The following is a 25,924-nucleotide window of genomic DNA, read 5'->3' as shown; positions in this document are numbered from 1 at the left end:
TTTTAATCGCTTTAAATTAGCCGCCTGTGGCGTTCATGAAACGTAAAATCTGTGGCTCGTTGGCCAGATCAAAGTGATGCTTCTCAGGTTTGAGATCCATCGAATCGATCAATGCTTTCTCTAACATTGCAGCGCGCTTGGCTTCATCCGGCTCAGAGCGCAACAACTCACGCAGATCCATCGAGTGCTCATTGCCCAAGCAGAGCAGCAAACGCCCCTCAACAGTGACGCGAACACGGTTACACTCTGAGCAAAAGTTGTGTGAATGAGGCGAGATAAACCCAACACGCGTTTCAGAGTCAGCCATTCGGTAGTAGGTTGATGGCCCTGCCGTCTGCTCTTCAGTTTTGGTCAACGGATAGCGCGCGTTAATCATCGCACGTACTTCGTCGCTGGAGCAGTAAGCCTCTTCACGATCGTGCTCGCTAATTACACCCAGCGGCATCTCTTCAATGAAGGAGATATCCAAACCGCGTTCGCGCGCAAAATCAACCAGATCGACAACCTCATCATCGTTACGACCCTTCAGAATAACTGCGTTGAGCTTGACCTTCTTGAAGCCTGCTTTGCACGCAGCCTCAATACCGGCAATCACCTGATCGAACTTATCTTTGCGCGTCAGTTCCTTAAAACGCTCTGGGTTGAGCGTATCCAAAGAGATATTGATGCGCTTCACGCCCGCAGCCACAAGGTCATCTGCCATCGTTGGTAGCTGCGAGCCATTGGTGGTGATAACTAACTCAACATCAAGCTTGCCCAAGCGCCGAATCAGCGAAAGAATACCTTTACGAACTAGCGGTTCGCCGCCTGTTAGACGCAGTTTATTCACGCCCAAACGAGCGAAAGCCGCCCCAACCTCATAGATCTCTTCCAGGCTTAGCACCTGATCACGTGGCAGGAAGGTCATCTCTTCGGCCATGCAGTAGACACACCGGAAATCGCAGCGATCGGTGACGGAGAGGCGCACATAGTCGATGTGACGGCCAAATTTATCGATGAGTTTGAGTGGGACTGTCATACTGAAATCTTAGTGTTTTCTTGTTATTCAGTTAAATAGCACTTTAGTGCCCATGTCTCTCTATCTACGCGCCTGCCACGAAAATAGAGCCCAACTTTATCAATCTTTACAGGCTCACAACACATCCCTGTTGCTGAACCTCCTTATACTGCACTGCACTAAGATGAATTACTAGGACAGCAGCATGGCCTGACCGAAAAAACGGCGGCGATTCTTCAGCATACTGTGGGAGGGCCGCTCAATAAATTGAGCTCCTACAGTTGGCCCCGAGCGATGCCTCAATTCACCGAAGGTGAATTAGCGCAGCAACGCTGCGCACCACTCTTTATAAGCTCAGAGACTCGGGATACTCACATCGCGGGGGCTGCTCAGCTCGGGGTGGGGATAGCTAGAGTGTTGTTCGCATGGATGCGAACACCAAGCCCATACGGATGTGTTTACGGCGTCTCTAGCTACCCCACCGCGAGCAGAGCAGCCCTCTCAAGACGCAGAAAGTCGCCACCTTCGCTTCGCGAAGATGCCTCCTACAGGACGATCATGCCGTATCTAGGATCCAAGCGCCTCAGCCCGAGTCTCAACGGTCGGCTGCACCACCTTAGACCCATCCTCGCCATAAATCTCACGAATTAATCGCTGCAGATCCACACGCCAAGGACGCTGGCGGATACCGAAGGTGTTGAGGATACGGGTGCATTTAAGAACCGCAGAGGTTGGACGCTCGGCGCCGCTCTCTTCGGTGCTGGGAATCGGTTTGATCTTACGCACGGCCAGCTCTTCATACTGGCTGGCTGCGGCGATAATTGCCTCGGTGAAAGCGTAGCGTGTGGTGATCTCTGCGCCGGAGTAGTGATAGGTACCCCAGGCTTCGGAGCCGCACTCAAGCTGTTTAAGAATAGCTATCAGAACGCGAGCCACATCCATTGATGAGGTCGGACAGCCGCGACGATCATCAACCGCGCGCAGTACCTTGTACTCACGCGCCTGCTCAAGGACGCGAGTTAAATAGTTGCGCCCGGTTTCACTGAACAGCCAACTGACTCGAAGAATAATATGACGCGGCTGTTGCGCGCGGATATTGAGTTCACCCTGCAGTTTGGATTTGCCAAACACACCGAGCGGTGCAGGTTCATCATTCTCGGTGTAGCCACTGTCGTAGTGACCATCGAAGATATAGTCGGTTGATATATGCAGCAGTGGGATAGAGAGTTCAGCGCAGGCTTTGGCCAAGTTACCCGCACCGTCAGCATTCACGCTCATCGCCAGGCTAGAGTTCGCCTCAGCAGAGTCAACGCTATTAAAGCCCGAGCAGTTTACCACGTAGTGCGGCAGCTCATCAGCCAAGCGCGCATCCACGACAGCTGCGTCAGAAATATCTAGGTGCTTGTGGTCGTAGGCAACGACGTCGAAGTTCTCTTCATCTTTCGCCTGCTGCACAAAAGCCCGACCGATCTGGCCATTCGCCCCTGTAACTAACACCTTAATTGGATCGCCGTACACCTAAATCACGCCCCCGCAACAACACCTCTTAAGATTAAATTAAGAATCGCTGTTTGAACATTAAATTCACCCACAAAATCAACGAAATGGCCGAACCACTTGTCCAGCACAACGACCAGCGCCTAAACTGACCAAAAAGAGGAGATTTAATTGTGGTAACTGCAATTGTCCTATTGAAAGTTCAGCGTCAGAAAATCCAGCAGACCGCTGCCGAACTAGCCGACATTAAAGGCTTCACTGAAGTCTTCTCTGTCAGCGGTAATTACGACCTCGTAGCACTGGCACGTGTCGTCACTAACGACGAGCTGTCTGAGCTAATTACCAACCGACTAGCGGGTTTTGATGCAATAGAAGCGACCGAAACCATGCTCGCCTTCAAGGCCTACTCGTCGCATGACCTGGAGGCGATGTTCGGCGTCGGCTTCTGACAGCCACTTAATCAGTGCAGGTAGATCGGCCGCACCAGCGGCACGATCCAGCGCTGGCCGCTAGCAGAATCCTCGACCAGCAGCGTGTCATTCGACTCGTACTTCAACTCCACCAACCCCTGTGTACGAGTCTTCAGCAGCTCATCACGCTCAATCAGCAGCGTCACGTCATCATCAATTTCTGAGATAAACGACACCAGTGTATGGTCGACTACCACTCCATCACGACAGATCTCCACCTCCACGATCTCTTGTGCGTCACGCTCAAGATGATCGAGCAGATCGCTCCAGTGCGTTTTTGGGAAAATACCTCGGAACATTGATTCTCCAATCGCGATGCGGTTCAACTAACGGGTGCCAAATCATAAGGTTTGTGATTAGCTAGGGCCATAATAACTAAACCCGAATAGAGGGCAGCATACTCTCATGGACAAGGATCAGATCATACCGACTCATCAGGTATGGGATCAGTTAGACACCAGCCGCATCCCCTTCTGGGCCTACACCGATGCGGATATCTACAAACGCGAATTAGAAAAGCTCTTCTACACCAACCACTGGTGTTACGTTGGCCTCGAGGCTGAAATTCCAGAAATCGGTGATTTCAAACGCACGGTTATTGGCGAACGCTCAGTGATTATGGTGCGCTCGAGCGAAGCGGACATCCAGGTCATTGAGAATGTCTGCGCCCACCGCGGGATGCAGTTCTGCCGCAAAAACCATGGCAATACCGACAACTTCACCTGCCCCTATCATCAATGGTACTACGACCTCGAAGGCAAGCTTCTCGGCGTGCCATTCAAACGCGGCGTAAAGCAAGACGGCGAGTGGAAGGGCGGCATGCCAAAGGATTTTGACACCGCCGAACACAGTCTCAACAAACTGCGCGTAGCACGTCGTGGCGGTGTGGTTTTTGCCACCTTCGACCTAGGCATGGAGTCGTTCGAAGAGTATATCGGCAGCGATATGCTGCACTACTTCGATCGCATGTTTAACGGCCGTAAGCTCACCCTGCTAGGTTACAACAAGCAGCGCATTCCGGGTAACTGGAAGCTGATGATGGAGAACATTAAAGACCCCTACCATCCAGGGCTGCTCCACACTTGGTTTGTCACCTTTGGTCTATGGCGCGCTGATAACCGGTCCGAACTGAAAATGGATCCGCACTTCCGCCACGCAGCGATGATCTCCACTCGCGGATCGGGCGGCAAAGATAAGCAGACCACCAATGTCTCGAGCTTCAAAGAGCACATGGAGCTAAACGATCCACGCTTCCTTGATGTAGAGGTGGAGCCTTGGTGGAACGGCCCAACAGCGGTAATGATGACGATATTCCCCAGTGTCATTCTGCAACAGCAGGTCAACAGTGTGAGCACCCGCCATATACAACCTAATGGCCACGGCTCATTCGATTTTGTCTGGACACACTTCGGGTATGAGGATGACACCCCTGAGATGACTCAGCGGCGTCTGCGCCAGGCAAACCTATTTGGGCCGGCCGGCTTTGTCTCGGCCGACGACGGGGAAGTGATAGAGTTTTCGCAACAAGGTTTCGAGCAGAAACCCTTCCACCGCGCACTCGCTGAACTCGGCGGCAGAGGCATAGAAAACACCGATCATATGGTCTCGGAGACCCTCATCCGCGGCATGTACGACTACTGGCGCAAGATGATGGAGATTTAAAAATGACGACCCATCTCTATCTGGAACTTGCCAATTTTTATCAAGACAACGCCGCCGCGATTGATCAAGAGCGCTGGGACGACTGGATGGCGATGTTCACCGATGACTGTCTCTATCGCATCCAATCGCGTGAGAACTTCGATCGTAATCTACCGATGGCTACCCTCTCGATGGAGGGGATGGGAATGCTCAAAGATCGTATCTACGGTGTCACCGAAACGATCTTTCATGACCCTTATCACCAAACCCATCTGGTATCGGCGCCCCGAGTGATCAGAACCGAAGGCGACAGGATTCACTCTGAAGCAAACTACGCCGTCTTTCGCACCAAGAATGACGGCATCGCGCAGGTGTTTAATGTAGGGCGCTACATCGATGAGCTGAAACAGACTGATGGCGGATTAAAGCTGCAGTCGCGTATCTGTGTATTCGACAACGATATGATTCTCAACTCACTGATCTACCCGATTTAAGAGACCTACAACCAAAGAGGAGCAAAAACCAGCCGATTTCACTACAAAAATCCATCCACTTATGTAGGATAAGGGCATGCATTAACCTGCAACAAAGTGTAGAAATACAGAAGAAGTTGCATTATAGTGCATAAAGATGTAGATTTTATCGGCATCATAGACCATGTTTTTGAGGCCGCTCTCGAATCTGAGCGACACGAAAACAGTGAGAGCAGACGTATAAGAATAAGAGCTGACTAATACTCGGCTTAACCATCGACAGGATAGAATAATGAAAAAACTTACTGCTGCAGTTGCGCTCGCAACTAGCGTTATAGCCGGTTCTGCAATCGCAGACACAGTTAAGATCGGTTACGTAACCACCCTCACCACTCCAGCGGCGATCATCGGCCAGGATATGCAGAACGCCGTAAACCTAGCGATGAAACACCTCGGTGGCAAAGCGGGCTCCCACGACCTCGAAGTCATCTTTGCAGACGACGGCTTCGCACCCGACACGGGTAAGCAGGCGACTGACCGTCTGGTTAAACAGGACAACGTAGACATCGTTGCAGGTTACATCTGGTCTCACGTACTGCTGGCTTCACGTAAGTCTGTTCTGGATAATGATAAATTCCTGATCATATCAAACGCAGGCCCATCACCGGCCGCGGGTAAACTCTGTCACGAGGACCAGTTCTCGGTCGGCGTACAGAACGACCTGGGCCCAATGGCTATGGGTGATCAGATGAATGCAGCTGGCATCAAGAAGCTCTACATGATGGCGCCAAACTATGCTGCCGGTAAGGACATGGTGAAAGGCGTTGAGCGCACCTTCAAAGGCGAGATCGTTGGTAAGGATCTGACCAAATGGGGTAAAGATGCTCAGCTAGACTTCTCTGCAGAACTGGCAAAAGCTAAAGCGTCTGGCGCAGAGGCAATCTGGGTCTTCTACCCTGGTGCAGCTGCGGGTGCATTCATCAAGCAGTACCAGCAGGCAGGTCTTGAAGAGTCTATGCCGCTCTACACCTCCTTCACTATCGACGCGATCTCTCTGCCTAAACTGCAGGGTGCAGGCTTCACTGCAGCGCTGGGCTCACAGACCACGCAGATCTGGGACCCAACCATCGACAATGCTGCAAACAAAAAATTCGTAGCCGACTTTAGAGCTGAGTACGGTCACTACCCCTCTTACTACGGTGCACAGGCGTACGACACTATTAAGGCGATCGCAGCAGCCGTTGAAGCCGCTGATGGCGCTAAAGATCGTGATGCGTTCCGCGCAGCATTCAAGTCGGTCAACTACGACTCAGTTCGTGGTAAATACAGCTACGGTAACAACAACTTCCCAATCCAGAACCTCTACCTACGTGAATTCGTAGAAGGTTCAGACGGCGTTTGGACTTCGAAGATTGTTGGCACTGTATACGAGCCAGGTCAGGACCCTTACGCACCTGAGTGTAAGCTCAAGTAAGCATCTGCTGATCTACCCGAGGGGGCATTGCGCCCCCTCATTTTAATTAAGTTACCCAATTACACGGAGTGGCATCGTGGATACCACACTTCTGGTCATTCAGGGACTCAATGGTCTACAGCTCGGCCTACTGCTTTTCTTGGTAGCGTCTGGCCTGACCCTCGTCTTTGGTATTTTGGACTTTGTTAACCTCGCACATGGCTCGCTCTATATGGTGGGCGCATTTATCTGTGCTTCGTTGACCTTCTATTTCGACAGTTTCTTAATCGCCTTGGTCATTTCGTTACCGCTGATCGGCATTTTTGGCTATCTGTTTGAGATTATTGTCGCCCGCAAGCTCTATGAGCGAGACCACTTAGACCATGTACTGGGTACCTTTGGCGCGATCTTGGTTATTGATACCGTGGCGCACATCATCTGGGGCGCTAATGGCATCTCTGTACCGCTGCCAGATTATCTCGAAGGGCAGGTGTCACTGACCTCCGACATTCAAATTCCGGTTTTCCGTCTACTGATTATCGCTGCGGGGCTTGCCTCGGCGGCGGGTCTCTTCTGGATGGTGAACTATACGCGCCTGGGCATGCTGATTCGTGCCGGTGCATCTAACCGCACCATGGTCTCTGCGCTGGGCGTGGATATCAAAACGCTCTTCTCGCTCGTGTTCGCGATGGGTGCCGTATTGGCAGGCCTTGCGGGCATGCTGATCGCTCCGATTACCGAAGCCTCGCTGGGTATGGGTAACAACATTATTATCACGGCCTTCGTGGTGATCATTGTTGGCGGTATCGGTTCGATGAAAGGTGCGTTTATCGCAGCCATTATTATCGGTGTCATCGACACGCTAGGCCGCGCCTTTTTGGACGATATCTTCGCGCTATTTATGTCCTCAGAAGCGGCTGAGAACTCGGCACCGGCGATCTCGTCCATGCTGATCTATCTATTGATGGCATCGGTGCTCTACTTCAAACCGGCGGGTCTGTTCCCACCTAAAGTGCGTTAATTTAAGGAGTTTATGATGCGCAATATTTTGGGTAAGGGGCTGAGCAGCTGGGGCATGATGGCGCTGCTGTTGATTGTGCCACTCATCTTTTACTACACCGGCAATGCTTTCTATCTCGATTTGGCTACGCGCTTGGTGATCCTTGCGATCGCGGCTGTCGGTCTTAACTTCGTATTGGGATTTGGTGGCTTAATCTCTTTCGGCCACGCTGCCTTCCTTGGTTTAGGTGCCTATGCAGTCGGCATCCCCGCCTACCATGAGATCTATGGTGGCTGGGATGCGATTGCCAGCACCAACGGCTTCTTCCACTTTGGCCTCGCAATCGGGGTTGGTGCTCTGTTTGCGCTGCTGACCGGCGCAATCAGCCTGAAAGTGAAAGGCGTCCATTTCATTATGATCACCATGGCCTTCGCCCAGATGATCTACTACTTGATCATGTCGATCGAGGAGTACGGCGGCGATGACGGTCTAGTAATTGATATGCGCTCAGAGTTCCCGCTGATCTCGCTTGATGACCCAATTCAGTTCTTCCTGATTTCGTTCACCTCTTTGGCGCTGATCATGTGGCTGGTACATCTGATGGTGAACTCACGCTTCGGTATGGTGCTGCGCGGCAGTAAAGGTAACGAAGCGCGTATGGTCTCGATCGGCTACCCGACCTACCGCTACCGTCTGGTTGCATATGTAATCTCAGGGGCTATCTGTGGTTACGCCGGCGCGCTGCTGGGCAACTTTACCGCCTTTATCTCACCCGAGATGATGGACTGGTCGCGCTCGGGCAACCTGATGTTTATGGTGATTCTGGGCGGTGTTGCGACCATCTTTGGCCCTGTCTGGGGTGCGATTGCGTTTATCGTACTTGAGGAGATCCTCTCTGGTTACACCGTCTACTGGCACCTGCCGTTTGGCTTGATGCTAGTTCTGGTGGTGATGTTTAGCCGTGGCGGCATCTCTGCCCTGCTGCGTGGCAAGGAGGATAAGTGATGTCGGCGATTCTTCAGGTACAAAATCTGGTTAAACAGTACGGCGGTCTAACGGCTACGGACGACCTTAACCTTGAGCTAATTCCGGGCGAGCTGCATGCTATCATCGGCCCTAACGGTGCCGGCAAAACGACGCTGGTGTCGCAGTTATCGGGCTTTGTAACGCCTACATCTGGCAAGATTATCTACAAGGGCAAAGACATTACCCATCAGCCGCCGCATACGCGTGCGCACATGGGTATTGCACGCACTTACCAGATCACTTCGCTGATTCTGGATATGACCGTGCAGGAGAACATCGCCCTAGCGCTGCAGGCGCGTGATGGCCACTCTTTCCGCTTCTTCAAACCGGCGCGTTCCGTTAAGCGTCTGCAAAACGGTGCCATGGAGATCTTGGAAAAGGTAGGACTGGCCGAAAAAGCGCAGATGAAAACCTCTGAGCTCTCGCACGGTGAGCACCGCAATATGGAGCTTGGTGTAGCTTTGGCTGCACATGCTGACCTGTTGCTACTCGACGAGCCCATGGCTGGCCTCGGTCCTGACGAGACAGGCAAGATGATCGAACTCTTAACTTCGCTCAAAGGCGACCACACCATTCTGCTCATCGAGCACGATATGGATGCGGTCTTCGCGCTGGCGGATCGTATATCGGTATTGGTTTACGGGCATGTTATTGCCACCGGCACACCGGACGAGATTCGCAATAACGAGAAAGTTCAGCACGCCTACCTGGGTGAGGAGTAACCGATGCTAAAAGTAGAAGCATTAGAGACCAGTTACGGCAACAGCCAGGCGCTTTTCGGTGTGAATCTGGAGATTCAGGCTGGTCAGGTCGCGACGCTGATGGGCCGTAACGGTATGGGTAAAACCACGACCATCAACTCAATTATGGGTGTGGTAAAACCTAAGGCCGGCAGTATCAAATTTGAAGGCAAAGAGATCTTTGGGCAGCCAAGCTTCAAGATCGCGCGTTTGGGCTTGGGGCTGGTTCCCGAGGGTCGTCAGATCTTCCCTAACCTGACTTGCATGGAGAACCTTATTGCCACCGCGGCCAATCCGCTGGGCAATGACAATCCTTGGACGGTTGAACGTGTGTTGGAGATATTTCCCGAGCTTGGCGAGCGCGCCAGCTCTATGGGTAACCTGCTATCCGGCGGTGAGCAGCAGATGCTAGCGATCGGCCGTGCGCTAATGACAAACCCGAAGCTGCTGATTCTTGATGAAGCAACCGAGGGTCTCGCTCCACTAGTGCGCCAGCGTATCTGGCAGGCACTGGCAGAGATTCGCCAAGGCGGGCTGTCTATTCTTGTCGTCGATAAGAACCTGCACGACCTAGTGAAGCTGGCAGATGTGCACTACATCATGCAGAGGGGGCAGGTTGTTTGGTCGGGCACCTCCGATGAGCTCAACGCCGACGAAGACGCACGGCATAACTACCTAGGCCTTTAGCGGAGAGATCCACCGAAAGCGGGTGCTACCCCTTTTCTAGACACGCTGCGAGCCGTCCTTGGGCGCTTCGTGTTTGCCATCCTTGGCAAACAAGAGTCTAGAAAAGGGGTACCACCCGCTTTTTTGACCCACAAATATACCCAACCTAAGTAGGTAGGCTTTTATGCCGATCGCTCTGTAGGAGGTTTGTACGCGAAGCGTATTGGCCGACCCTAATCGGTCGCGAACGTGCGCTTTGCGCAGATCGCTCCTACACGAGGCCTCTACACGAAATTGAGTATGTCCTGTACGAACTCGGCTTCGTCGAGCAGGAAGGGGTCTAGGATGGTGAAGTGGTCTGCGCCCTCTTGAGGTTTGCAGTCCACGTCTATGCCCTGGGAAGCGAGGTATTCAGCGTAGGTGTTAGATTGTCTCGCGAACTCGGACTGCTCTTTGCCGCCATATCGAATCAGCACCTTGGCGCTGGTATGCACAGGCAGGAACAGAGGGCTGTTTCCAGCCACTTCTGCATCGGTCAGGTTGAGTGCCGGTTGCAACCAAGAGTGCGGAAAAGGACCCAGATCAAACAGGCCACTCAATGGGATCGCACCTTTTATCAGATCTTTCGGTAGGCCGTAGCCTGTCCAATCAGTCGCCAGCATCATTGCCGCAAGATGGCCGCCGGCTGAATGACCTGAGATCGTCACGCGGCTCGCATCCACATCTAACTGGGACGTATTACGTGCGACCCAAGCGATCGCTTCGCGCGTCTGGTCAACAATATCACCCATGCGCACATCAGGGCAGAGGCCGTAGTTGGTCAGCACCACTGTGACGCCCTGCTCGACCAATTTCTGCGCCACGAACGCAAACTGGCGAGCGCTCATTGCGCGCCAGTAGCCGCCGTGGATGAAGATATGCACAGGCGCCCCAGGGACGCCGCTGGGGAAGATATCGATGTACTCAGCCTCAGTGGCACCAAACTGATGTGAATACCAGTTTGGCATCGCCTCTGTGGCTGCTGCGCTTAATTCGGCGAAGCGCTCTATTGCAGCATCACGATCGCTGACTAAAGCAGGATCGTACTCAGCCTGGATCTCTTCTGCGGTTGCAAAGTTACGATAGAGCATGCGCTTCCCCTACTAACTAATCCGACTTAACGAATGGTCAACTCAATCGAGCCAACACCCGCTACGCTGCCTTCAATCTTATCGCCCGATACCACCGGACCCACACCCTCAGGCGTTCCGGTGTAGATCAGGTCACCCGGTTGCAGATGGTAGAACTGAGACAGGTGCGCGATGATCTCGCGGACATTCCAGATCAACATGTTGAGGTCCGAAGACTGTTTAGTTTCACCGTTAACACGCAGTTCAATGGCACCTTCGGTAATCGTACCCACTTCGCTGCGCGGAACGATCGGCGAGAGTACTGCCGACTGCTCAAAGTTCTTACCGAAATCCCAAGGGCGGCCCACTTCACGCGCGATCAACTGCAGGTCTCGGCGAGTCATATCCAGACCACAGGCGTAGCCGTAGATAATCTCGTCTGCTTCCTCTTCAGCCACCATAAAGCCGGGCTTATCGATAGCGATGACGAACTCCATCTCGTAGTGGTAGTTGTTGGACTTCAACGGGTAGTCGATGCTGCTACCACTGGGAATCAAGGCTGTGCGCGCATCTTTTATGAAGTAGAAGGGCTCCATCGTGTTCTTGTCGACCGGCGCGCCCATCTCTTGCGCGTGCGCCATGTAGTTACGGCCTACGCAAAAAATACGGTTAACAGGGAAACGTACATCGGTGCCAGCAATCTCAGCGGTTGCTTGTGGCACAGGGGCGAAAAGGAGGTTATCGCTCATCTGATCAGTCTCATTCAAAAAGGGTTTAAAAAATACCCAGATATTCATGCAGCGGACTCTCGTCAGCCGTCATCAAGAAAAGGGGCTCAGTCGTTGAGCTATTAGTTAGCGTGATATGGGTGTAACCCGGCGCACTCAGTGTATCTTTTTCGACAAAAGCGAGCGGTGAACCATCCGTTGAAGGATGCCCCTCAACAGCCATGGCTCCGGCGCCTTCGATTACATGAAACACGACCGGTGTCGTGCGTTTAGGAAGACGCTGACTCTCACCCGGGCGCAGCATAATCGCCCCAAAGCCGATGCTCGGGAAGATACTCTTGCCACTTTCGGGATTCACATAGGAGATGCTCAGCAGGCCCTCGGCGTGTTCAAGCGCCATCTCCGTCAGACAGGCACGAGTTTTCGACCAGGGGTAACGCAACTGGGGTGAACTATCGTTCACGCGCTGGAACCCGATATTAGGCACCACGCCTGAAGTGCTGTAGTCCGAGTAGGATTTATCGCGGGTTTTATCGCTGCTCTGTAACTCGCCCTCAATCGCCCAAGAGCCGTTTAGACGGTACATCAGCGGCAGGTCGAGCACATCCAACCATACGATCGGGCCATCCCCCTCATGAGTATGCTCGTGCCACTTGCCGGCGGGCGTAAGAATAAGGTCGCCACGCTCCATTTTGCAGGGTTCACCATCCACAGTGGTAAAGGCACCTTCACCCTCCACAATCACGCGCACTGCGCTGGGGGTATGGCGATGGTTAGGAGCAGTTTCACCGGGCAGAATCAGCTGCATACCAAGGTAGATACTCGGCGTAGCTTGGATATTCTCTAGTCCATGACCGGGATTGGCCAGAATCAGCACGCGACGCTCGGCTTTCTCAATCGGTGTCAGTTCGCCGGCCTGCATCAGCAGTGGACGAATGCTCTGGTAGTCCCAGTTGATAACCGAGGTGTCTCGCGTCGGCACTTTGTATGGCAACACCGAGCGCATTGCTGGCCAAAGCGGTACTAGATTGCGTTCAGTCAGTGCATCACGATACTCAATGGGTAACTCTTCGAGGGTTCCTAACGTGGTCATGATACTGCCCCTATTATTTGATCATATCGGGCTGATTTGCGGCGGCTGCACGCTCAAACTCGGGTAGCGCGGTGCAGTGCTGATAGATTGCCATAGCTCTTGGATAAGCACTCATATCACAGTTAAAGCGCAGCGCATTGGTGACCTGGGGAACCAAGCAGACATCGGCAAGCGTCGGTGTATCACCGAAACAGAAGTCCCCAAAACCGTGCTTATTCAGTTGCGCTTCAACAGCGCTCATACCTTCCGCAATCCAATGCTTGTACCACGCATCCCTCTGTTCATCGCTGGCACCCAATTCACCTTGGATATAGGCCAGAATGCGCAGGTTATTCACAGGATGCATATCGCAGGCAATGATGTTGCACAGTTCCAGTACTCGAGCTTTAGCCAGAGCATCAGTCGGTAGCAGAGCCGGCTCTGGAAAGCACTCCTCGAGGTAGTTGAGGATCGCCATCGATTGAGTAATCTCATCGCCAGCATCAGTTACCAGCACAGGAACGCCTTTCGCCGGGTTCAACTGAACGTATGATTCGCTACGCTGTTCACCGGCGCGCAAATTGACACCCACGTAGTCGTGTTCGATCCCTTTCAGCGACAGCGCGATGCGGACACGATATGAAGTTGAGCTAAAACAGAAACTGTAGAGTTGCACGGCACAGGCTCCGGCGAATTGTTGTTATATACAACGATTATTAACTATTTGCAGCAGAATAAAAACCGCTGGCCTCTGGGATGACTGCACTTCAACCGAAAACATTCCTTTTGGTAGTAGGGTATGAGAATTATTCTTAACGTTTGAATTGCAAGTGATTGCAAACAGGTTATGCTTATTACTCATAACTGCTGGACATACAAATGGGTAGGCAAGAGAAATCTCACCTCTATCTGACCGAGCTAACGATCACGCGCTCGGATGCGTCTGCATACTTTTTATTCAATAGAGAACTTGCAACCGACTACGGTTCCGCGTTGGGTATAGCTCGCAGTGTATGCGCATCCGCTATGGCGCTGGATATTCCGGTACCTATCGACTTCCCAATAAAAGAGCTCTTCACTATAGCTACGCAAACCGATTGTCCGAAACTTCTGGTGAAGGTTACCTGCGACGCAGACTCTTCGCGGATCGAGATACTTTCTCGTGAGTAGTGTTAACCTAAGTTCGCTCGGACGCCAGAAAGGCACCGGCCACTTTTCGCAGCTCTGAAAGGCAATCTACCTCGGTGCGTTCAGAAGTATCTAACACGTAGTCCGCTTGGCGGTACTCAGGTTCGCGCTCTTCAAGGATCAGCTTCAGATCCTCAATCGCCTCTTTGAAACCATCCATTGGGCGCGTATCGCCTTGGTCCATTACACGACGCAGATGCTCTTCAGGAGAGGCCTTAACCCATACAGAGAAGAAGTTCTCAAGCAGCGCATTGAAGGTCTCAGTCTGCGATACCAGCGATCCGCCAGTCTCAAGCACAACTGGCTCATTCAACTCCAACACATGTTCCAGCGCCTGAGCCTCTACGCGGCGGAACTTCTTCTGGCCACCCAGATCGAGCATCTCGGCCACAGACATATTCGCCAGCTCTTCCATCAGACTAGTGAGACGGATAAAGCGCACACCCGCCTGATCAGCCAATTGCTGACCCAGCGTTGTCTTACCGGCACCGCGCAAGCCTACTAGTGCAATACCGTGACCCGCATTAATCTGCTCACTGAAGCGGCGCTTCAGTAACTGCAGCGCAGTCATCTGCTTATCAGCATCCAGACGAATAAGGAAGTTGGAGAGCAGCGGGCTAATGCCATCACGGCTTTTGTCGGGAATCAGTTCAGAGAAGGGTATATCGAAGGCTTCTGCTATACGCCATAGCACCGCTAGGGTGATATTGGCCTTGCCGGTCTCGAGCTGCGCCAGATAGCGCTCCGACACATCAGAGTCTTTCGACAGACCCTTGCGGGTCATACCGCGTTTGGCACGCAGCGCACGAACTCGGTTGCCAATCAGCTCGATATAGGTATCGAGGTCAGCTTCGCCCTGAGGCAGTTGAGTTCGTAGTTCAGACATCCATCTCTCCGCAAGCGGCCACGTAGGCCTCCAGTCGCTCTCTGTATTTGGGTGGGATATCGATCTTAGTCATCGTCTTATTATTGACGAACACGTTAACCGTCTCTGCTTCGACGCAGCGCTTCCCTTCGTGATTTCGAATCACCACATGAAAGCCTACGGAGGACTGGCCAACCTTATTAACCAGCACTTTACACTCCAGCTCACCACGCGGTGTTAACGGCGCAAAGATATCATATTTCACGGAGACGAAGGGAGTACCAATCTGTTCATCAAGGTTGAGCTCGAACCAAGGCATCTCAAGCACTTCACGCATGAGGTGATCGATCGCCTCGAGAATATAGTCAGCGATCTTACCCGTGTAGACGATACGGGCAGCGTCGGTGTCGCCCCACTGGGGGCGACGTTTGTAGATAAGCGGTGCCTGCATCTTAGGCCCTTAACGCTGGTTAGTAGGTCTCGATATGGTAACGGCCCTGAGACTTGAGTTCAGCACGCAGTTCAGACCAATCCAACCCTTTATCGGCACAAATCTGATTGAAGCTCGCCTCTACACCCTCTTCCATGCCTTTGAGGCCACAGATGTAGATGTAGGTGTTACTGTCAGCTAGCAAGGCAGCGACGTCATCAGCGCGTTTAAGCATGCGATCCTGCACGTACTCTTTCTCATCACCCGAGCGGGAGAATACCAGCTCCTGTTCCAACAGACCGACGGGAACCTTCTGTAGCGGACCGAAGTACGGCAGCTCAGCCGGCGTACGCGCGCCAAAGAAGAGCATCATCTTACCCTTACCATTCGCAGCAAGACGGCGACGACGCTCCGTCATACCACGGAAAGGTGCTGCACCTGTGCCAGTACAGATCATCATTAGATTTGCGTCTGGATCGTTAGGCATCAAGAATGTGCTACCGAAGGGGCCAGTCACTTGAACTTCATCACCCTTCTGTAGGTCACACATGTAACCCGAACCCACACCCTGCTTCTGCTCGCCATCGGCTTCAAAAGTGACGCGTTTAATCGTAAGAGCCAGGTTGTTATACCCCGGGCGCTCGCCATCGCGTGCACTCGCAATAGAGTAGAGACGTACCAGATGCGGCTTGCCCTTAGCATCCACGCCGGGAGGAATAATACCAATCGACTGACCCTCGAGAACCGGGTAGCTCTGGGAGCCAAAGTCTAGAACGATGTGGTGAATATCTGACTCGGTATCTTCGTCAGTGATGCGGAAGTTACCGGTCACTTTGGCGATAGCGGGTTTCTCACGAGTCCAGAGGTTTACTTGCGGCGTGCTCGCCGTAGCTGGGGCAGGTACTGCGCCACTGCCAGCATGAGCCACATCCAAAATTTCAGTTACCTCTGAGTTGCCAGCCTCGCCCTCTTCGAGGTTCTCAAACTCAATCTCTTCAGGCAGTTCATCCCAAGAGTACTGATCCTCTAGCGAGTAGGCCTCAGTCACCATGCGCCAGCTATCGATTGCCCCTGTCGGACAAGGTGCGATACAGCTCATACAGCCGTTACAGTGGTCGGCATTAACAACATAGTTGTCATCGTTGTGCTCAATCGCACCCTCTACCGGGCAATTCTCTTCGCAGGTGTTACAACGAATACAAACTTCAGGATCAATTAGGTGCTGGCGCAAAGATGTCATGATGATAACTCTCGAATTTTTCTCTTTTATTAGTCTGCTCGGCGCACGCTCAGGGGAGGAGCGGCGCCGAGCGAGTTGCCTCAATTTAGAGGCAGAGGCTTAAGCCAGTTTGACGTACTCGAAGTCAGACGCCTGCTGGTTAACACCCACCTTCGGTGGTGCAATCCAGTTCGCGTACTGCCCTGGCTCGGTGCACTGAACCATCAAGCTGTTGATAAACTCAAGATCCGAGTCATTTGGCAACCAGTTTTCCAGGTTCGCTTCAAAGGTAGCCGCATCAACGATCTCACCAGCAGGTGTAACGTGAATATCAGCAAATGTACCAATCTTGCGGTTGAAGGCTTTGTGCGGTGGTACCAGCTCGAACTCAACGCCAGCTTTAGCGATCGCTTTGTTCCAACGCTTGATTCCGCTAGTTGCATCCTTGATGTAGTCATCCAGCAGACGACCATTGATCGCAGCAATTGCATCCTCTTCAACTTCAACCAGTTTACCGTCAACAACCTGCAGTACTGGGTACTTGTCGTTGTATAGCTGATGATCGTCGTCGAGCTTCTCTTCCATGTAGCGACCTTTGATACCCGCTTCAAACGCAGCAGCACCGTTAGTCGACAGCTCAGCACCGAACAGGTCCAGCGTTACAGCCATGTGGAAGTTCAACTTCTTCTGAATGGTCGGCAGGTCAATTACGCCCAACGCACGCACTGCTTCGATGTCGCTAGGGTCAGTGACACCCGCTTCTTTCATCACCTGACAGGTGCGCTCCAACACACGCATCACGCCAGACTCACCAACGAACATGTGGTGCGCCTCTTCGGTTAGCATGAATCGGCAGGTACGAGAGAGTGGGTCGAAACCGGACTGAGCCAGAGACTCAAGCTGCATCTTACCGTCACGGTCAGTGAAGTAAGTGAACATAAAGAATGACAACCAGTCTGGTGTCTCTTCGTTGAAAGCACCCAGGATACGCGGCTTATCTTCGTTGCCTGAGTTACGCTCCAGCATCATCTTCGCCTCTTCACGACCCTCCTTACCGAAATACTTCATCAGCAGGTAGACCATTGCCCAGAGGTGACGACCCTCTTCCACGTTGATCTGGAACAGGTTGCGCATGTCGTACAGTGAGGGCGCTGTCGCACCCAGATGACGCTGCTGCTCTACTGACGCAGGCTCAGTGTCACCCTGTACCACGATCATGCGACGCAGTAGTGAACGGTACTCAGCTGGAACTTCCTGCCAAGCTGGCTCGCCTTTGTGCTTACCGAACGGAATGGTACGACCCTCGACCTGTGGAGCCAGCAGGACACCCCAACGGTACTCAGGCATCTTAACGTGGCCAAAAACAGCCCAGCCTTTAGGATCTACGCCCACCGCGGTACGCAGGTAAACTTCCTTGTCATTGAAGCCATCTGGACCCAGGTCACCCCACCACTCTAGAAACTTAGGGTGCCACTCTTCCAATGCTTTCAGCAGACGACGGTCTTCCGACAGGCCGACGTTGTTTGGAATCAGGTCATCGTAATTTACTTCTACGCGAACATCAGTGCTCATTGTTGTAATCTCCAAACCTTCCGTACTATTTAGTGTGTATTAACAGTGTCTTACACACGTTTGAAATCGTAAGTTGGGCGTGTACCTGTACCGTACAGTTTCAGGGCGCCACCCTCTGCAACTGCATTTGGACGTTGGAAGATCCAGTTCTGCCAAGCAGTGAGACGTCCAAAAATCTTAGTTTCCATGGTCTCTGGGCCAGCGAAGCGCAAGTTAGCTTCCAAGCCAGTCAGAGCATCCGGTGAGTAGCTCGCACGTGACTGAATCACGTGTGGTACTTCATCTTCCCAGTCGATATCGTCAAGTGCGTCAGTCACTAGACCCAGCTCATTGCAGGCCGCAGCATCCAGTTTTTGACCGATCGTTGTCTGCGCTTTCTCAACTGACTCTGGCTCGCCCAGGAAACGGGTATCCAGGCGTGAGATAGCATTACTCATTGGCAGCGTGCCGAAGTTCATTGCTGTCAGAGCAACCTGTGCTTCTGGGGTATCGTCGCCTTCGAACTGACCTTCGAGCATGTAGCAGCGATCAGCGGCAAACATCAGTTCGGCCAGTAGACCACCGAAACAGCTGCCTGGCTCCACTAGGGTTACCAACGTGCGAGATGTCATATCAACACGCTTCATTACACGCTTGAAGTAAGCGATGGTTTCACGAATGAACCAGTGACCCGCATTTGCTTGCAAGAAGGCATCAGCCGCGAGGACTGCATCTAGGTCGCCTGCTGTCTTAAAGATCATAACGCCCTCTTCCAGCTCATTTGCACGCAGGTGCAGAATTGCGTCGTCAAGTTCACGCGTCATACGCAGCGCCCAGAAGTCAGAACCCTGAGTCAAAGCAGCATTAGCATCAGCTGGCATCGCGGCATCATTCGTTTTGATGGTCACAGTTGCAGTGCGCCCTTCGCGATCTACCTCAACTGAAACCGTAGAGTATTCAACACCGCTATCGGTGATTGTGCGCGTCAGCGGCTGGAGTTCACAGCCTTGGCCACCTGGACGGTCAGACAGTGCCGCCAGTTCTGCTGCGCGCTGGCTCACGGCATCAGCAAACTTCGAGCGCGGAATTGATGCGTCGACTAAGCGCCAATCAACCGCTTTCTGACCTACGGCACCCTCTTCGATTGAACAGAAGATGTCTGCGCGGTCGCGACGTACTTTACGCTTATCGACTACGCGCGTAAGACCACCGGTACCGGGCAGTACTGCTAACAGCGGTACCTCTGGCAGAGAGACAGACGTTTTACCATCATCAATCAGGTAGATCTCATCAGCTGCCAGCGCCAACTCGTAACCACCGCCCGCAGCTGTGCCGTTCACCGCACAGAGGAATTTCAGGCCAGAGTTCTCACTTGAATCTTCAATAGAGTTGCGAGTTTCGTTGGTAAACTTACAGAAGTTGACCTTGTGAGCGTGCGTCGAGAGACCCAGCATCTTGATGTTCGCACCGGCACAGAAGATCTTCTCGTTGCCAGAGGTGATCACAACAGACTTAACCTCAGGGTGTTCGAAACGGATGCGCTGGAGTGCATCGTTCAGTTCAATGTCTACGCCGAGGTCGTACGAGTTCATCTTGAGCTCGTAGCCCTCTGCCAACGTAGCCGACGGGTTTACATCCATAATCAGGCGACAAACCTCGCCTTCGAATTCTAGTTTCCAGTGGTTGTACTGGGCTGGGCTGGTCTGAAAGTTGATCATCTCTGCATATTTCCGAAAAATTTTATAGTTGTGCTTATGTTTCTCACTTGTTGATATGCACTATATTTCACATTAAATTGATTTACAACAATAAAATGCAATATTTTTCCACACAACTCGAAATATTATGCACTCCTACGCACACAACTACCAATATAGTTCACTAGAGCCGCTCTAAACTCGCTCGATAACGGCAGCGATACCCTGCCCTACACCGATACACATGGTGCATAGTGCATATTTACCGCCATTTCGCTCCAATTGATGCAGTGCAGTCGTCACCAGACGTGCACCACTCATACCAAGAGGGTGGCCCAGCGCTATTGCACCGCCCTGAGGGTTAAGACGCGGATCTTTTGGATCTAGGTTCAAACCGATCAGTACACCAAGGGCCTGCGCAGAGAAGGCTTCGTTCAATTCGATGATATCCATCTGATCCAGCGTGAGCCCAGTCAAACGCAACGCCTTTTTCACCGCTTCGATTGGGCCAACGCCCATAATGCGCGGATCAAGGCCGGAAGTAGCCATCCCCAACACGCGCGCACGCGGCGTTAGATCATGCTGCTTGGCCGCCTCTTCACTGGCAATCAGAACCGCACAGGCGCCATCATTAATACCTGAAGCGTTACCAGCGGTGACTGTTGCGCTTTCATCATTATTAACTGTGCGCAGCGTCGCGAGTTTCTCCAAAGTGGTCTCACGCGGATGCTCATCGACTTCAAAAGTAGTCACATTGCCTCTGCGATCCCGGATCTCAATCGGCAGGATCTCCTCGGCAAACAGACCGGCCTTTTGAGCAGCAGCGGCTTTAGCCTGAGAGTGAAAGGCGAACTCATCCTGCGCCTCGCGTGAGATACCGTACTCAACCGCCACGTTGTCGGCCGTCTGCGGCATCGAATCGATACCGTGCGTCGCTTTCATCACAGGGTTGATCAAGCGCCAGCCCATCGTGGTATCTTCAAGTTTCTGTGCCCGACCGAAAGCAGTGTCGGCTTTGCCCATAACAAAAGGCGCACGCGTCATAGACTCCACACCACCAGCGAGGCCAATCTGCAGATCTCCGGCACGAATACCTCGCGCAATGGTGCCAACAGCATCCAAACCAGAACCACAGAGACGGTTGATAGTCGCAGCCGGTACCGAAGTCGGCAGACCACCCAACAGCACCGACATGCGCGCCACGTTACGGTTATCTTCACCGGCCTGGTTAGCACAGCCCATGATCACATCGTCGATCAACGCGGGGTCGAGACCCTCAACCTGCGCCAAGGTACCGGCGATAATCTGACCTAACATATCGTCTGGACGTACCGCTGCCAGACCACCCGCGTAACGACCAATCGCCGAACGTTTTGCCGCGCAAATAAAAGCTTCACTCATGATTGATCTCCGATTAGTTAACTGGGTAAAAAGGCGCATTGATCAGCGCACGCTGACTCAAAGCGGGCGACAAGCGGTAGCGGTCATCACCGTAGAAGAGGCTAATGTTATCGAGTACATCTGCGATATAAGCCGTACCAATTTTGTCGGCCCAGCCTAACAGTCCTGTTGGGTAGTTGACGCCTGACTGCATCGCAGCGTCAATGCCGGCCGCATCCGCAATATCGTAGTGCAGCGCATCAGCCGCTTCGTTAATCAGCATTGCCACCGTACGCATCACGACCAGCCCTGGCAGGTCTTTTACGACACGGGTTTTCACACCTATGAAATCAAACATTGCGTAGACTTCCGTCCACACCTCTTCGGGACACTCTGGATGCGTTGATAGCGCCAGTGATTCACAGCTGCCGTAATCCAGTGCCAGATCCATCTGGATCAGCAGCGGATTATCCTCTTCCAGCGATCGCTCGAGAGTCGTTTGGCCGTTTGTCAGCACAAGGGTCGCGCCATTATTGAACTGGATCTCACCATCAACGCCCTCAGAGCGCGAGGGGATTTCGATACCGCGTGCTTGGATACGGTCGATCAGCGGTTTGATCGCAGCGGACTCAACCACGCTGCTGATATTAAAGAAGCCGCCAAAGCGGATCTCATCCCACTCCAGTGGAGCCGTGACAGGCTTACCCTCAGAGTACTGATAAAATCCACGCCCGCTCTTGCGGCCAAGCCATCCCGCGTCGACCAGATCTTTCTGCATCAACGACGGTTTAAATCGTGGGTCTTGATAGTAAGCATCAAAGACTGAGCAGGTCACTGCGTAGTTTACATCCTGTCCGATCAGATCCATCAACTCGAATGGACCCATGCGAAATCCGCCCGCTTCACGCATTAGGGTATCGATGCGCGCAGGTTCAGCCACACCCTCTTCAGCGAGGCGCAGACCCTCGGCATAAAACGGACGCGCGACCCGGTTTACGATAAAGCCAGGCGAGCTCTTCGCGGCTACTGCAACCTTGCCCCAGCCTTTGGCAAGCCCCAGTAAGGTATCGATAACTGCCTGGTCGGTTGCCAGACCCTTAATCACCTCAACCAGCTTCATAATGGGCGCTGGATTAAAGAAGTGCAGACCCGCCAGACGTGCAGGGTCTTTGAGCCCAGCACCAATCGCTGTCACGGAGATCGACGAAGTATTCGTTGCCAAAATCGTCTCTGGCGCACATATCGCCTCAAGATCAGCAAACAGTTTCTGTTTCACATCCAAGCGCTCAACAATCGCCTCTACCACCAGATCACAGCCAGAAACTGCTTGCAGCTCACTGGCGTAGCTGGCACGAGCACAGATACCCTCAGCATCAGCAGCACTGAACTTGCCGCGAGCGACCAATTTATCCATCGATTTGCGCAGGTTCGCTTTAGCACGTTCGAGAGCCTCTGAGCTCAAATCGAACAGCACTACATCAAGACCCGCTTGCGCAGCGACCTGAGCGATACCCGCTCCCATGGTGCCAGCACCGATAACGCCAACAGTTTTAATCTCTGCTTGAGTTCTGTAGTTCATAAGGCTCACTTCTTATCCAAAAACTGTTGCACGGTTTCCCAGTAGAGCGGATTACGACCGGCCAACTTCTGGCACTGGCTCTCGAGCTCCAACTGAGTTTCAAAATCATTTTCCGACGCACGGTAGAGTGCACGCTTGGCCATCTCCATACCCAAAGCAGGTCGGCCGGCCAAATTCTGCGCACAGGCAGCAACCTCTGCATCAAATGCCTCGTCGTCGACCGTTTTCCAGATCAAACCCCAGTCGGCTGCTTGCTGAGCGGTAACAACCTCACCCAACATCACAATCGCCATCGCACGCGCCTGACCAACCGCACGGACAAGACTCGAGGTGGCACCGGCATCCGGGATCAATCCGAGATAGCTAAATGGGAAGGTGAATTTAGCACTACGTTTAGCAATGATAATGTCACAGGCTAACGCCAGAGAGGCACCTGCTCCTGCCGCCACACCGTTCACGGCCGCAACAACAGGTACGGGAAGCTTACGCAGACGCATTACCAAGGGGCTGTAGATATTCTTCAGCGAGTCGCCAAGATCAGGTTTGGGCTCCCCCTCAGGAATACGACGCTCCTCAAGGTCTTGTCCGGCACAAAATGCCCGGCCTTCGCCAGTGAGTACTAACACGCGCAAACCCTCAAAACGCTCGACCTCTTTGAGCGCAAGCTTCAGCTCAGCATGCATGGTTTTGCTAAACGCATTAAGACGATCGGGGCGGCTAAGCTTAAGCTCAACCACCCCGTTCGCCTCACTGACCTGCAGACACTCGTAGGTGTTTGACAGTGACATAGAATTTTTACCCCTCTTGCAGCGCAGTGACCCGCGCTAAGTTAGCTTGCACCGCAGTGCGCGCATGGTAGAAATTGAGACCACGCAGGCCACCCAACTCCTGACCACCACCGGCGCGCCCTGGGCCGCCGTGGATACACATCGGCATGACATTACCGTGACCGGTATGCGAGCGACTGATACTGTCATCTACAAACAGTAACCGGCCGTGAGTAGTACCCAATTGCTGCACCGCTTCAATCATAAAGTTATCGTCGTTCGTGAATACTGAGCTGACCAACGAGCCGCCGCCGCGACGCACTAGGTCAAACAACTGTTCTTCGGACTCGTAAGGCATTAGCGTCGCAACGGGACCAAACACCTCAGTTTCATGTACCGTTTTGGCTGTCGCGGGTTCCTTACATAGCAGCAATTTCTGCGTGAAGTAGAAGCCTTCTGAATTCCCACCTGCGGCACCTTCAAACACAACCTCAGTCTCGGATGAGAGGGCGGCCACACCCTCAACCGCCGCCTGCTTCTGAGAGGCACTAACAAGCGGGCCGTAAGTTACGCCCTCATCCGCAGGATTACCCAGAACGTTTTTGGAGAGCTTGGCGATCAATGCCGCTTGAGCTGCTTCAAGGTGTGCAGCCGGCACAAAAATGCGCCGTACCGCGGTACACTTCTGACCCGCTTTCACCGTCATCTCTTTTGAGGCTTCATGCACAAACGATTTAAAGCCGGCGGACTCTGGCGTAAGATCTGGCCCCATCACAATCGAGTTAATACTATCTGCTTCGGCATTGAAACGGACCGCCTCGCTGATTATGCGTGGATGAGCCGCAAACATGGCAGCTGTGTCCGCTGAGCCGGTAAAGGCCAGTGCATCCTCTGACGTTAAATAGTCAGCCAGATCTCGGCCACCGCCCGCCAAGAACGTAAAAGCTCCAGCCGGCAAAATATCAGCCGCTACGATGTCCTGCGCCATAGCCCAAGCTACCGGGAGGGTCGCAGCTGCCGGTTTAACCACAGTCGCAACACCTGATAAGAGCGATACGCTCAGTTTCTCCAACATACCCCAAGCAGGGAAGTTGAAGGCGTTGATATGAACAGCGGCACCACGAATCGGCGTCAGCACGTGCAGAGCACGGAAGTTCTCATCTTTCGTGAGCTGCTCCAAATCCCCTTCCGCCATCCAACGACGCTCGCCTAGGCGCTTACCAATAGAAGCGTAGTACTTCATCGTGCCTATACCGCCCTCAACATCAAGGAAGGTATCCATCGCCGTTGCGCCGTTGTTTCTGGCGCTAAGCTCGGCATAGCGATCTTTGTTCTCACCGAGCACTGCTGCAATCTGTTTGATCAGTTCGGCGCGCTGCAAGTAAGTTAGCTCACGCAGCGCGGGACTGCCGACGTTGCGAGCATAATCAAGAATCTGCCCGCCGTTTAGGTCATGCCCAGCTATTTCTGCCATCACTGAACCATCAAGAGCACAGTGAGCTTGGCCTACAACTTGACCGTTATCCTGCCACTGCCCTGCAATGTAACTCTGCATACGCATATAAAAAGTACTACCTAAATTAAGAAACTAGTTGTTTGGAAAAAGTATCGACCGCGTTGAGCAGCGTCTCTTGCGCATCGCGGTGAATCGAGTGGCGACAGTTAGGGATCATCAGGCCTTCAGCGGGGCCTCCCGCTAACGCAACAATGGTGTCTACCTGCTTTTTACTACCGTATTCGTCCTTCTCACCCTGAATGGCGAGCACGGGCACTTCAATGCGTGGCAGATACTCTTCGATATTAAAGTCGAGAAAATCTGGATGCAGCCAGGCCTGATTCCAACCCCAGAAGGCGCAGTCCACATTATCGCCATGATGACGCGCCAAGCCCTCACGCAGAGTGCCGGACTCATAGGCCTCTTTCGCCTTCTCGATACTCGCAACGCAAAGAGGTTCATTGTGGACGTGAGCTGCGAGCGTCACCGTACCCAGCAGTCGCTCTCCCGGATGAGAGCCGGAGTGCACCAGAGCAATGGAGCCGCCATCACTGTGACCGACCAAAATAAAGCGTTTGTAGGGCAAGAGGTTGAGCACCTCGGGCACCCAATCCTCTCCCTCAATCTGCATGTAATTTAGCGGGCGTGGCGTCTCGACTGGCGAGGAGTTGCCATAGCCCATACGGCTGTAGGCAACCACATCCAAACCGGTCTTATCAGCAAGGCGTTGCGGAAAGTCTTTCCATAGCGCAATGCAACCCAGACCTTCATGCAGCAACACCAATGCGGTATCCGCAGCACGACCGGACTCTGCCTTGAAGGTTTCTACTTCAAGTAGAGCCCCTTTGACTGTTAGAAATTGAGTCATTATCTGTTCTCAA

The 25,924-nt window shown here is 53.0% G+C and carries 26 protein-coding genes; 9 read left to right on the top strand and 17 right to left on the bottom strand.

The window, feature by feature from the left end; genetic code table 11:
* Positions 1 to 16: 16 nt before the first annotated feature.
* Both moaA and rfbD read right to left on the bottom strand, forming a co-directional pair.
* Positions 17 to 1,018: a GTP 3',8-cyclase MoaA gene (gene moaA, locus AC1WNR_RS03295; RefSeq protein WP_481643116.1), complete on the bottom strand. Its 1,002-nt coding sequence runs from the start codon at positions 1,016 to 1,018 to the stop codon at positions 17 to 19.
* A 546-nt stretch (positions 1,019 to 1,564) separates the two neighbouring features.
* Positions 1,565 to 2,515, bottom strand: coding sequence for a dTDP-4-dehydrorhamnose reductase (rfbD, locus tag AC1WNR_RS03290; RefSeq protein ID WP_481643115.1), 951 nt, complete (start codon positions 2,513 to 2,515; stop codon positions 1,565 to 1,567).
* A 152-nt stretch (positions 2,516 to 2,667) separates the two neighbouring features.
* Between rfbD and AC1WNR_RS03285 the strand changes: the two genes are divergently transcribed.
* Positions 2,668 to 2,943 carry an Lrp/AsnC family transcriptional regulator gene (locus AC1WNR_RS03285; RefSeq protein WP_481643114.1) on the top strand — a complete coding sequence of 92 codons (276 nt, stop codon included), beginning with the start codon at positions 2,668 to 2,670 and terminating at the stop codon, positions 2,941 to 2,943.
* A gap of 11 nt (positions 2,944 to 2,954) precedes the next feature.
* On the opposite strand, the gene AC1WNR_RS03280 is transcribed toward AC1WNR_RS03285, so the two are convergent.
* Positions 2,955 to 3,263: a hypothetical protein gene (locus AC1WNR_RS03280; RefSeq protein WP_481643113.1), complete on the bottom strand. Its 309-nt coding sequence runs from the start codon at positions 3,261 to 3,263 to the stop codon at positions 2,955 to 2,957.
* A 106-nt stretch (positions 3,264 to 3,369) separates the two neighbouring features.
* On the opposite strand from AC1WNR_RS03280, the gene AC1WNR_RS03275 reads away from it, so the two are divergent.
* The 7 genes from AC1WNR_RS03275 to AC1WNR_RS03245 all read left to right on the top strand — a co-directional run bounded on the left by AC1WNR_RS03275 (position 3,370) and on the right by AC1WNR_RS03245 (position 9,984).
* On the top strand, positions 3,370 to 4,626 hold the full coding sequence (locus tag AC1WNR_RS03275; RefSeq protein ID WP_481643112.1) for an SRPBCC family protein: 1,257 nt from the start codon (positions 3,370 to 3,372) through the stop codon (positions 4,624 to 4,626).
* A gap of 2 nt (positions 4,627 to 4,628) precedes the next feature.
* Complete coding sequence (locus tag AC1WNR_RS03270; protein ID WP_481643111.1) at positions 4,629 to 5,099, top strand: aromatic-ring-hydroxylating dioxygenase subunit beta; 471 nt, start codon at positions 4,629 to 4,631, stop codon at positions 5,097 to 5,099.
* 271 nt (positions 5,100 to 5,370) lie between these two features.
* On the top strand, positions 5,371 to 6,552 hold the full coding sequence (locus tag AC1WNR_RS03265; protein ID WP_481643110.1) for an ABC transporter substrate-binding protein: 1,182 nt from the start codon (positions 5,371 to 5,373) through the stop codon (positions 6,550 to 6,552).
* A gap of 76 nt (positions 6,553 to 6,628) precedes the next feature.
* Complete coding sequence (locus AC1WNR_RS03260) at positions 6,629 to 7,552, top strand: branched-chain amino acid ABC transporter permease (protein WP_481643109.1); 924 nt, start codon at positions 6,629 to 6,631, stop codon at positions 7,550 to 7,552.
* 15 nt (positions 7,553 to 7,567) lie between these two features.
* Positions 7,568 to 8,536, top strand: coding sequence for a branched-chain amino acid ABC transporter permease (locus tag AC1WNR_RS03255; protein ID WP_481643108.1), 969 nt, complete (start codon positions 7,568 to 7,570; stop codon positions 8,534 to 8,536).
* Positions 8,536 to 9,279 (top strand): ABC transporter ATP-binding protein, encoded by a 744-nt coding sequence (locus tag AC1WNR_RS03250; RefSeq protein ID WP_481643107.1) that lies wholly within the window; start codon positions 8,536 to 8,538, stop codon positions 9,277 to 9,279. Before AC1WNR_RS03255 ends, AC1WNR_RS03250 begins: the two co-directional genes overlap by 1 nt.
* Positions 9,280 to 9,282: 3 nt before the next feature.
* Entirely contained in the window at positions 9,283 to 9,984 is a 702-nt protein-coding gene (locus AC1WNR_RS03245; protein WP_481643106.1) for an ABC transporter ATP-binding protein, read from the top strand.
* A gap of 263 nt (positions 9,985 to 10,247) precedes the next feature.
* On the opposite strand, the gene AC1WNR_RS03240 is transcribed toward AC1WNR_RS03245, so the two are convergent.
* Genes AC1WNR_RS03240 through maiA form a run of 4 tightly spaced genes read right to left on the bottom strand, consistent with a single transcriptional unit; the run spans position 10,248 to position 13,548 of the window.
* A complete protein-coding gene (locus AC1WNR_RS03240) occupies positions 10,248 to 11,093 on the bottom strand; it encodes an alpha/beta hydrolase (RefSeq protein WP_481643105.1) in 846 nt (281 codons plus the stop codon).
* A 26-nt stretch (positions 11,094 to 11,119) separates the two neighbouring features.
* The gene (locus AC1WNR_RS03235; protein WP_481643104.1) at positions 11,120 to 11,821 is read right to left on the bottom strand and encodes a fumarylacetoacetate hydrolase family protein; all 702 of its coding nucleotides are present in this window, start codon (positions 11,819 to 11,821) and stop codon (positions 11,120 to 11,122) included.
* A gap of 25 nt (positions 11,822 to 11,846) precedes the next feature.
* The gene (locus AC1WNR_RS03230; protein ID WP_481643103.1) at positions 11,847 to 12,893 is read right to left on the bottom strand and encodes a cupin domain-containing protein; all 1,047 of its coding nucleotides are present in this window, start codon (positions 12,891 to 12,893) and stop codon (positions 11,847 to 11,849) included.
* Between the two features lie 13 nt (positions 12,894 to 12,906).
* A complete protein-coding gene (gene maiA, locus AC1WNR_RS03225) occupies positions 12,907 to 13,548 on the bottom strand; it encodes a maleylacetoacetate isomerase (RefSeq protein WP_481643102.1) in 642 nt (213 codons plus the stop codon).
* A gap of 203 nt (positions 13,549 to 13,751) precedes the next feature.
* On the opposite strand from maiA, the gene AC1WNR_RS03220 reads away from it, so the two are divergent.
* Complete coding sequence (locus AC1WNR_RS03220) at positions 13,752 to 14,042, top strand: hypothetical protein (protein ID WP_481643101.1); 291 nt, start codon at positions 13,752 to 13,754, stop codon at positions 14,040 to 14,042.
* A 7-nt stretch (positions 14,043 to 14,049) separates the two neighbouring features.
* On the opposite strand, the gene AC1WNR_RS03215 is transcribed toward AC1WNR_RS03220, so the two are convergent.
* The 10 genes from AC1WNR_RS03215 to AC1WNR_RS03170 all read right to left on the bottom strand — a co-directional run bounded on the left by AC1WNR_RS03215 (position 14,050) and on the right by AC1WNR_RS03170 (position 25,911).
* Complete coding sequence (locus tag AC1WNR_RS03215; RefSeq protein WP_481643100.1) at positions 14,050 to 14,946, bottom strand: helix-turn-helix transcriptional regulator; 897 nt, start codon at positions 14,944 to 14,946, stop codon at positions 14,050 to 14,052.
* Positions 14,939 to 15,376, bottom strand: coding sequence for an acyl-CoA thioesterase (locus AC1WNR_RS03210; protein WP_481643099.1), 438 nt, complete (start codon positions 15,374 to 15,376; stop codon positions 14,939 to 14,941). The genes AC1WNR_RS03215 and AC1WNR_RS03210 overlap by 8 nt, the downstream gene beginning before the upstream one ends.
* A 19-nt stretch (positions 15,377 to 15,395) precedes the next feature.
* Positions 15,396 to 16,595 carry a benzoyl-CoA 2,3-epoxidase subunit BoxA gene (gene boxA / locus AC1WNR_RS03205; RefSeq protein WP_481643098.1) on the bottom strand — a complete coding sequence of 400 codons (1,200 nt, stop codon included), beginning with the start codon at positions 16,593 to 16,595 and terminating at the stop codon, positions 15,396 to 15,398.
* Between the two features lie 99 nt (positions 16,596 to 16,694).
* A complete protein-coding gene (gene boxB / locus AC1WNR_RS03200) occupies positions 16,695 to 18,146 on the bottom strand; it encodes a benzoyl-CoA 2,3-epoxidase subunit BoxB (RefSeq protein WP_481643097.1) in 1,452 nt (483 codons plus the stop codon).
* 50 nt (positions 18,147 to 18,196) lie between these two features.
* Positions 18,197 to 19,843, bottom strand: coding sequence for a 2,3-epoxybenzoyl-CoA dihydrolase (gene boxC / locus AC1WNR_RS03195; protein WP_481643096.1), 1,647 nt, complete (start codon positions 19,841 to 19,843; stop codon positions 18,197 to 18,199).
* 174 nt (positions 19,844 to 20,017) lie between these two features.
* Positions 20,018 to 21,223, bottom strand: a complete 1,206-nt coding sequence (gene pcaF / locus AC1WNR_RS03190; RefSeq protein WP_481643095.1) for a 3-oxoadipyl-CoA thiolase — start codon at positions 21,221 to 21,223, stop codon at positions 20,018 to 20,020.
* A 13-nt stretch (positions 21,224 to 21,236) separates the two neighbouring features.
* A complete protein-coding gene (locus AC1WNR_RS03185; RefSeq protein WP_481643094.1) occupies positions 21,237 to 22,781 on the bottom strand; it encodes a 3-hydroxyacyl-CoA dehydrogenase in 1,545 nt (514 codons plus the stop codon).
* Between the two features lie 5 nt (positions 22,782 to 22,786).
* Positions 22,787 to 23,569, bottom strand: coding sequence for an enoyl-CoA hydratase-related protein (locus AC1WNR_RS03180; protein WP_481643093.1), 783 nt, complete (start codon positions 23,567 to 23,569; stop codon positions 22,787 to 22,789).
* A 7-nt stretch (positions 23,570 to 23,576) separates the two neighbouring features.
* Positions 23,577 to 25,109, bottom strand: coding sequence for a 3,4-dehydroadipyl-CoA semialdehyde dehydrogenase (locus AC1WNR_RS03175; protein WP_481643092.1), 1,533 nt, complete (start codon positions 25,107 to 25,109; stop codon positions 23,577 to 23,579).
* Positions 25,110 to 25,128: 19 nt separating this feature from the next.
* Entirely contained in the window at positions 25,129 to 25,911 is a 783-nt protein-coding gene (locus AC1WNR_RS03170; RefSeq protein ID WP_481643091.1) for an alpha/beta fold hydrolase, read from the bottom strand.
* Positions 25,912 to 25,924: the final 13 nt, after the last annotated feature.

The sequence above is a fragment of the Marinobacterium marisflavi genome (assembly GCF_982447095.1).
The sequence above is the reverse complement of the archived record's forward strand: the minus strand, read 5'-3'. Positions and strand labels throughout refer to the sequence as shown.

What these genes read in the sequence shown, in the direction of transcription:
- moaA (WP_481643116.1), bottom strand. Translation starts at nt 1,018, where the DNA reads ATGACAGTCCCACTCAAACTCATCGATAAATTTGGCCGTCACATCGAC.
- AC1WNR_RS03280 (WP_481643113.1), bottom strand. Translation starts at nt 3,263, where the DNA reads ATGTTCCGAGGTATTTTCCCAAAAACGCACTGGAGCGATCTGCTCGAT.
- AC1WNR_RS03275 (WP_481643112.1), top strand. Translation starts at nt 3,370, where the DNA reads ATGGACAAGGATCAGATCATACCGACTCATCAGGTATGGGATCAGTTA.
- AC1WNR_RS03270 (WP_481643111.1), top strand. Translation starts at nt 4,629, where the DNA reads ATGACGACCCATCTCTATCTGGAACTTGCCAATTTTTATCAAGACAAC.
- AC1WNR_RS03265 (WP_481643110.1), top strand. Translation starts at nt 5,371, where the DNA reads ATGAAAAAACTTACTGCTGCAGTTGCGCTCGCAACTAGCGTTATAGCC.
- AC1WNR_RS03255 (WP_481643108.1), top strand. Translation starts at nt 7,568, where the DNA reads ATGCGCAATATTTTGGGTAAGGGGCTGAGCAGCTGGGGCATGATGGCG.
- AC1WNR_RS03250 (WP_481643107.1), top strand. Translation starts at nt 8,536, where the DNA reads ATGTCGGCGATTCTTCAGGTACAAAATCTGGTTAAACAGTACGGCGGT.
- AC1WNR_RS03245 (WP_481643106.1), top strand. Translation starts at nt 9,283, where the DNA reads ATGCTAAAAGTAGAAGCATTAGAGACCAGTTACGGCAACAGCCAGGCG.
- AC1WNR_RS03240 (WP_481643105.1), bottom strand. Translation starts at nt 11,093, where the DNA reads ATGCTCTATCGTAACTTTGCAACCGCAGAAGAGATCCAGGCTGAGTAC.
- AC1WNR_RS03235 (WP_481643104.1), bottom strand. Translation starts at nt 11,821, where the DNA reads ATGAGCGATAACCTCCTTTTCGCCCCTGTGCCACAAGCAACCGCTGAG.
- AC1WNR_RS03230 (WP_481643103.1), bottom strand. Translation starts at nt 12,893, where the DNA reads ATGACCACGTTAGGAACCCTCGAAGAGTTACCCATTGAGTATCGTGAT.
- AC1WNR_RS03220 (WP_481643101.1), top strand. Translation starts at nt 13,752, where the DNA reads ATGGGTAGGCAAGAGAAATCTCACCTCTATCTGACCGAGCTAACGATC.
- AC1WNR_RS03215 (WP_481643100.1), bottom strand. Translation starts at nt 14,946, where the DNA reads ATGTCTGAACTACGAACTCAACTGCCTCAGGGCGAAGCTGACCTCGAT.
- AC1WNR_RS03210 (WP_481643099.1), bottom strand. Translation starts at nt 15,376, where the DNA reads ATGCAGGCACCGCTTATCTACAAACGTCGCCCCCAGTGGGGCGACACC.
- boxA (WP_481643098.1), bottom strand. Translation starts at nt 16,595, where the DNA reads ATGACATCTTTGCGCCAGCACCTAATTGATCCTGAAGTTTGTATTCGT.
- boxB (WP_481643097.1), bottom strand. Translation starts at nt 18,146, where the DNA reads ATGAGCACTGATGTTCGCGTAGAAGTAAATTACGATGACCTGATTCCA.
- boxC (WP_481643096.1), bottom strand. Translation starts at nt 19,843, where the DNA reads ATGATCAACTTTCAGACCAGCCCAGCCCAGTACAACCACTGGAAACTA.
- pcaF (WP_481643095.1), bottom strand. Translation starts at nt 21,223, where the DNA reads ATGAGTGAAGCTTTTATTTGCGCGGCAAAACGTTCGGCGATTGGTCGT.
- AC1WNR_RS03185 (WP_481643094.1), bottom strand. Translation starts at nt 22,781, where the DNA reads ATGAACTACAGAACTCAAGCAGAGATTAAAACTGTTGGCGTTATCGGT.
- AC1WNR_RS03180 (WP_481643093.1), bottom strand. Translation starts at nt 23,569, where the DNA reads ATGTCACTGTCAAACACCTACGAGTGTCTGCAGGTCAGTGAGGCGAAC.
- AC1WNR_RS03175 (WP_481643092.1), bottom strand. Translation starts at nt 25,109, where the DNA reads ATGCGTATGCAGAGTTACATTGCAGGGCAGTGGCAGGATAACGGTCAA.
- AC1WNR_RS03170 (WP_481643091.1), bottom strand. Translation starts at nt 25,911, where the DNA reads ATGACTCAATTTCTAACAGTCAAAGGGGCTCTACTTGAAGTAGAAACC.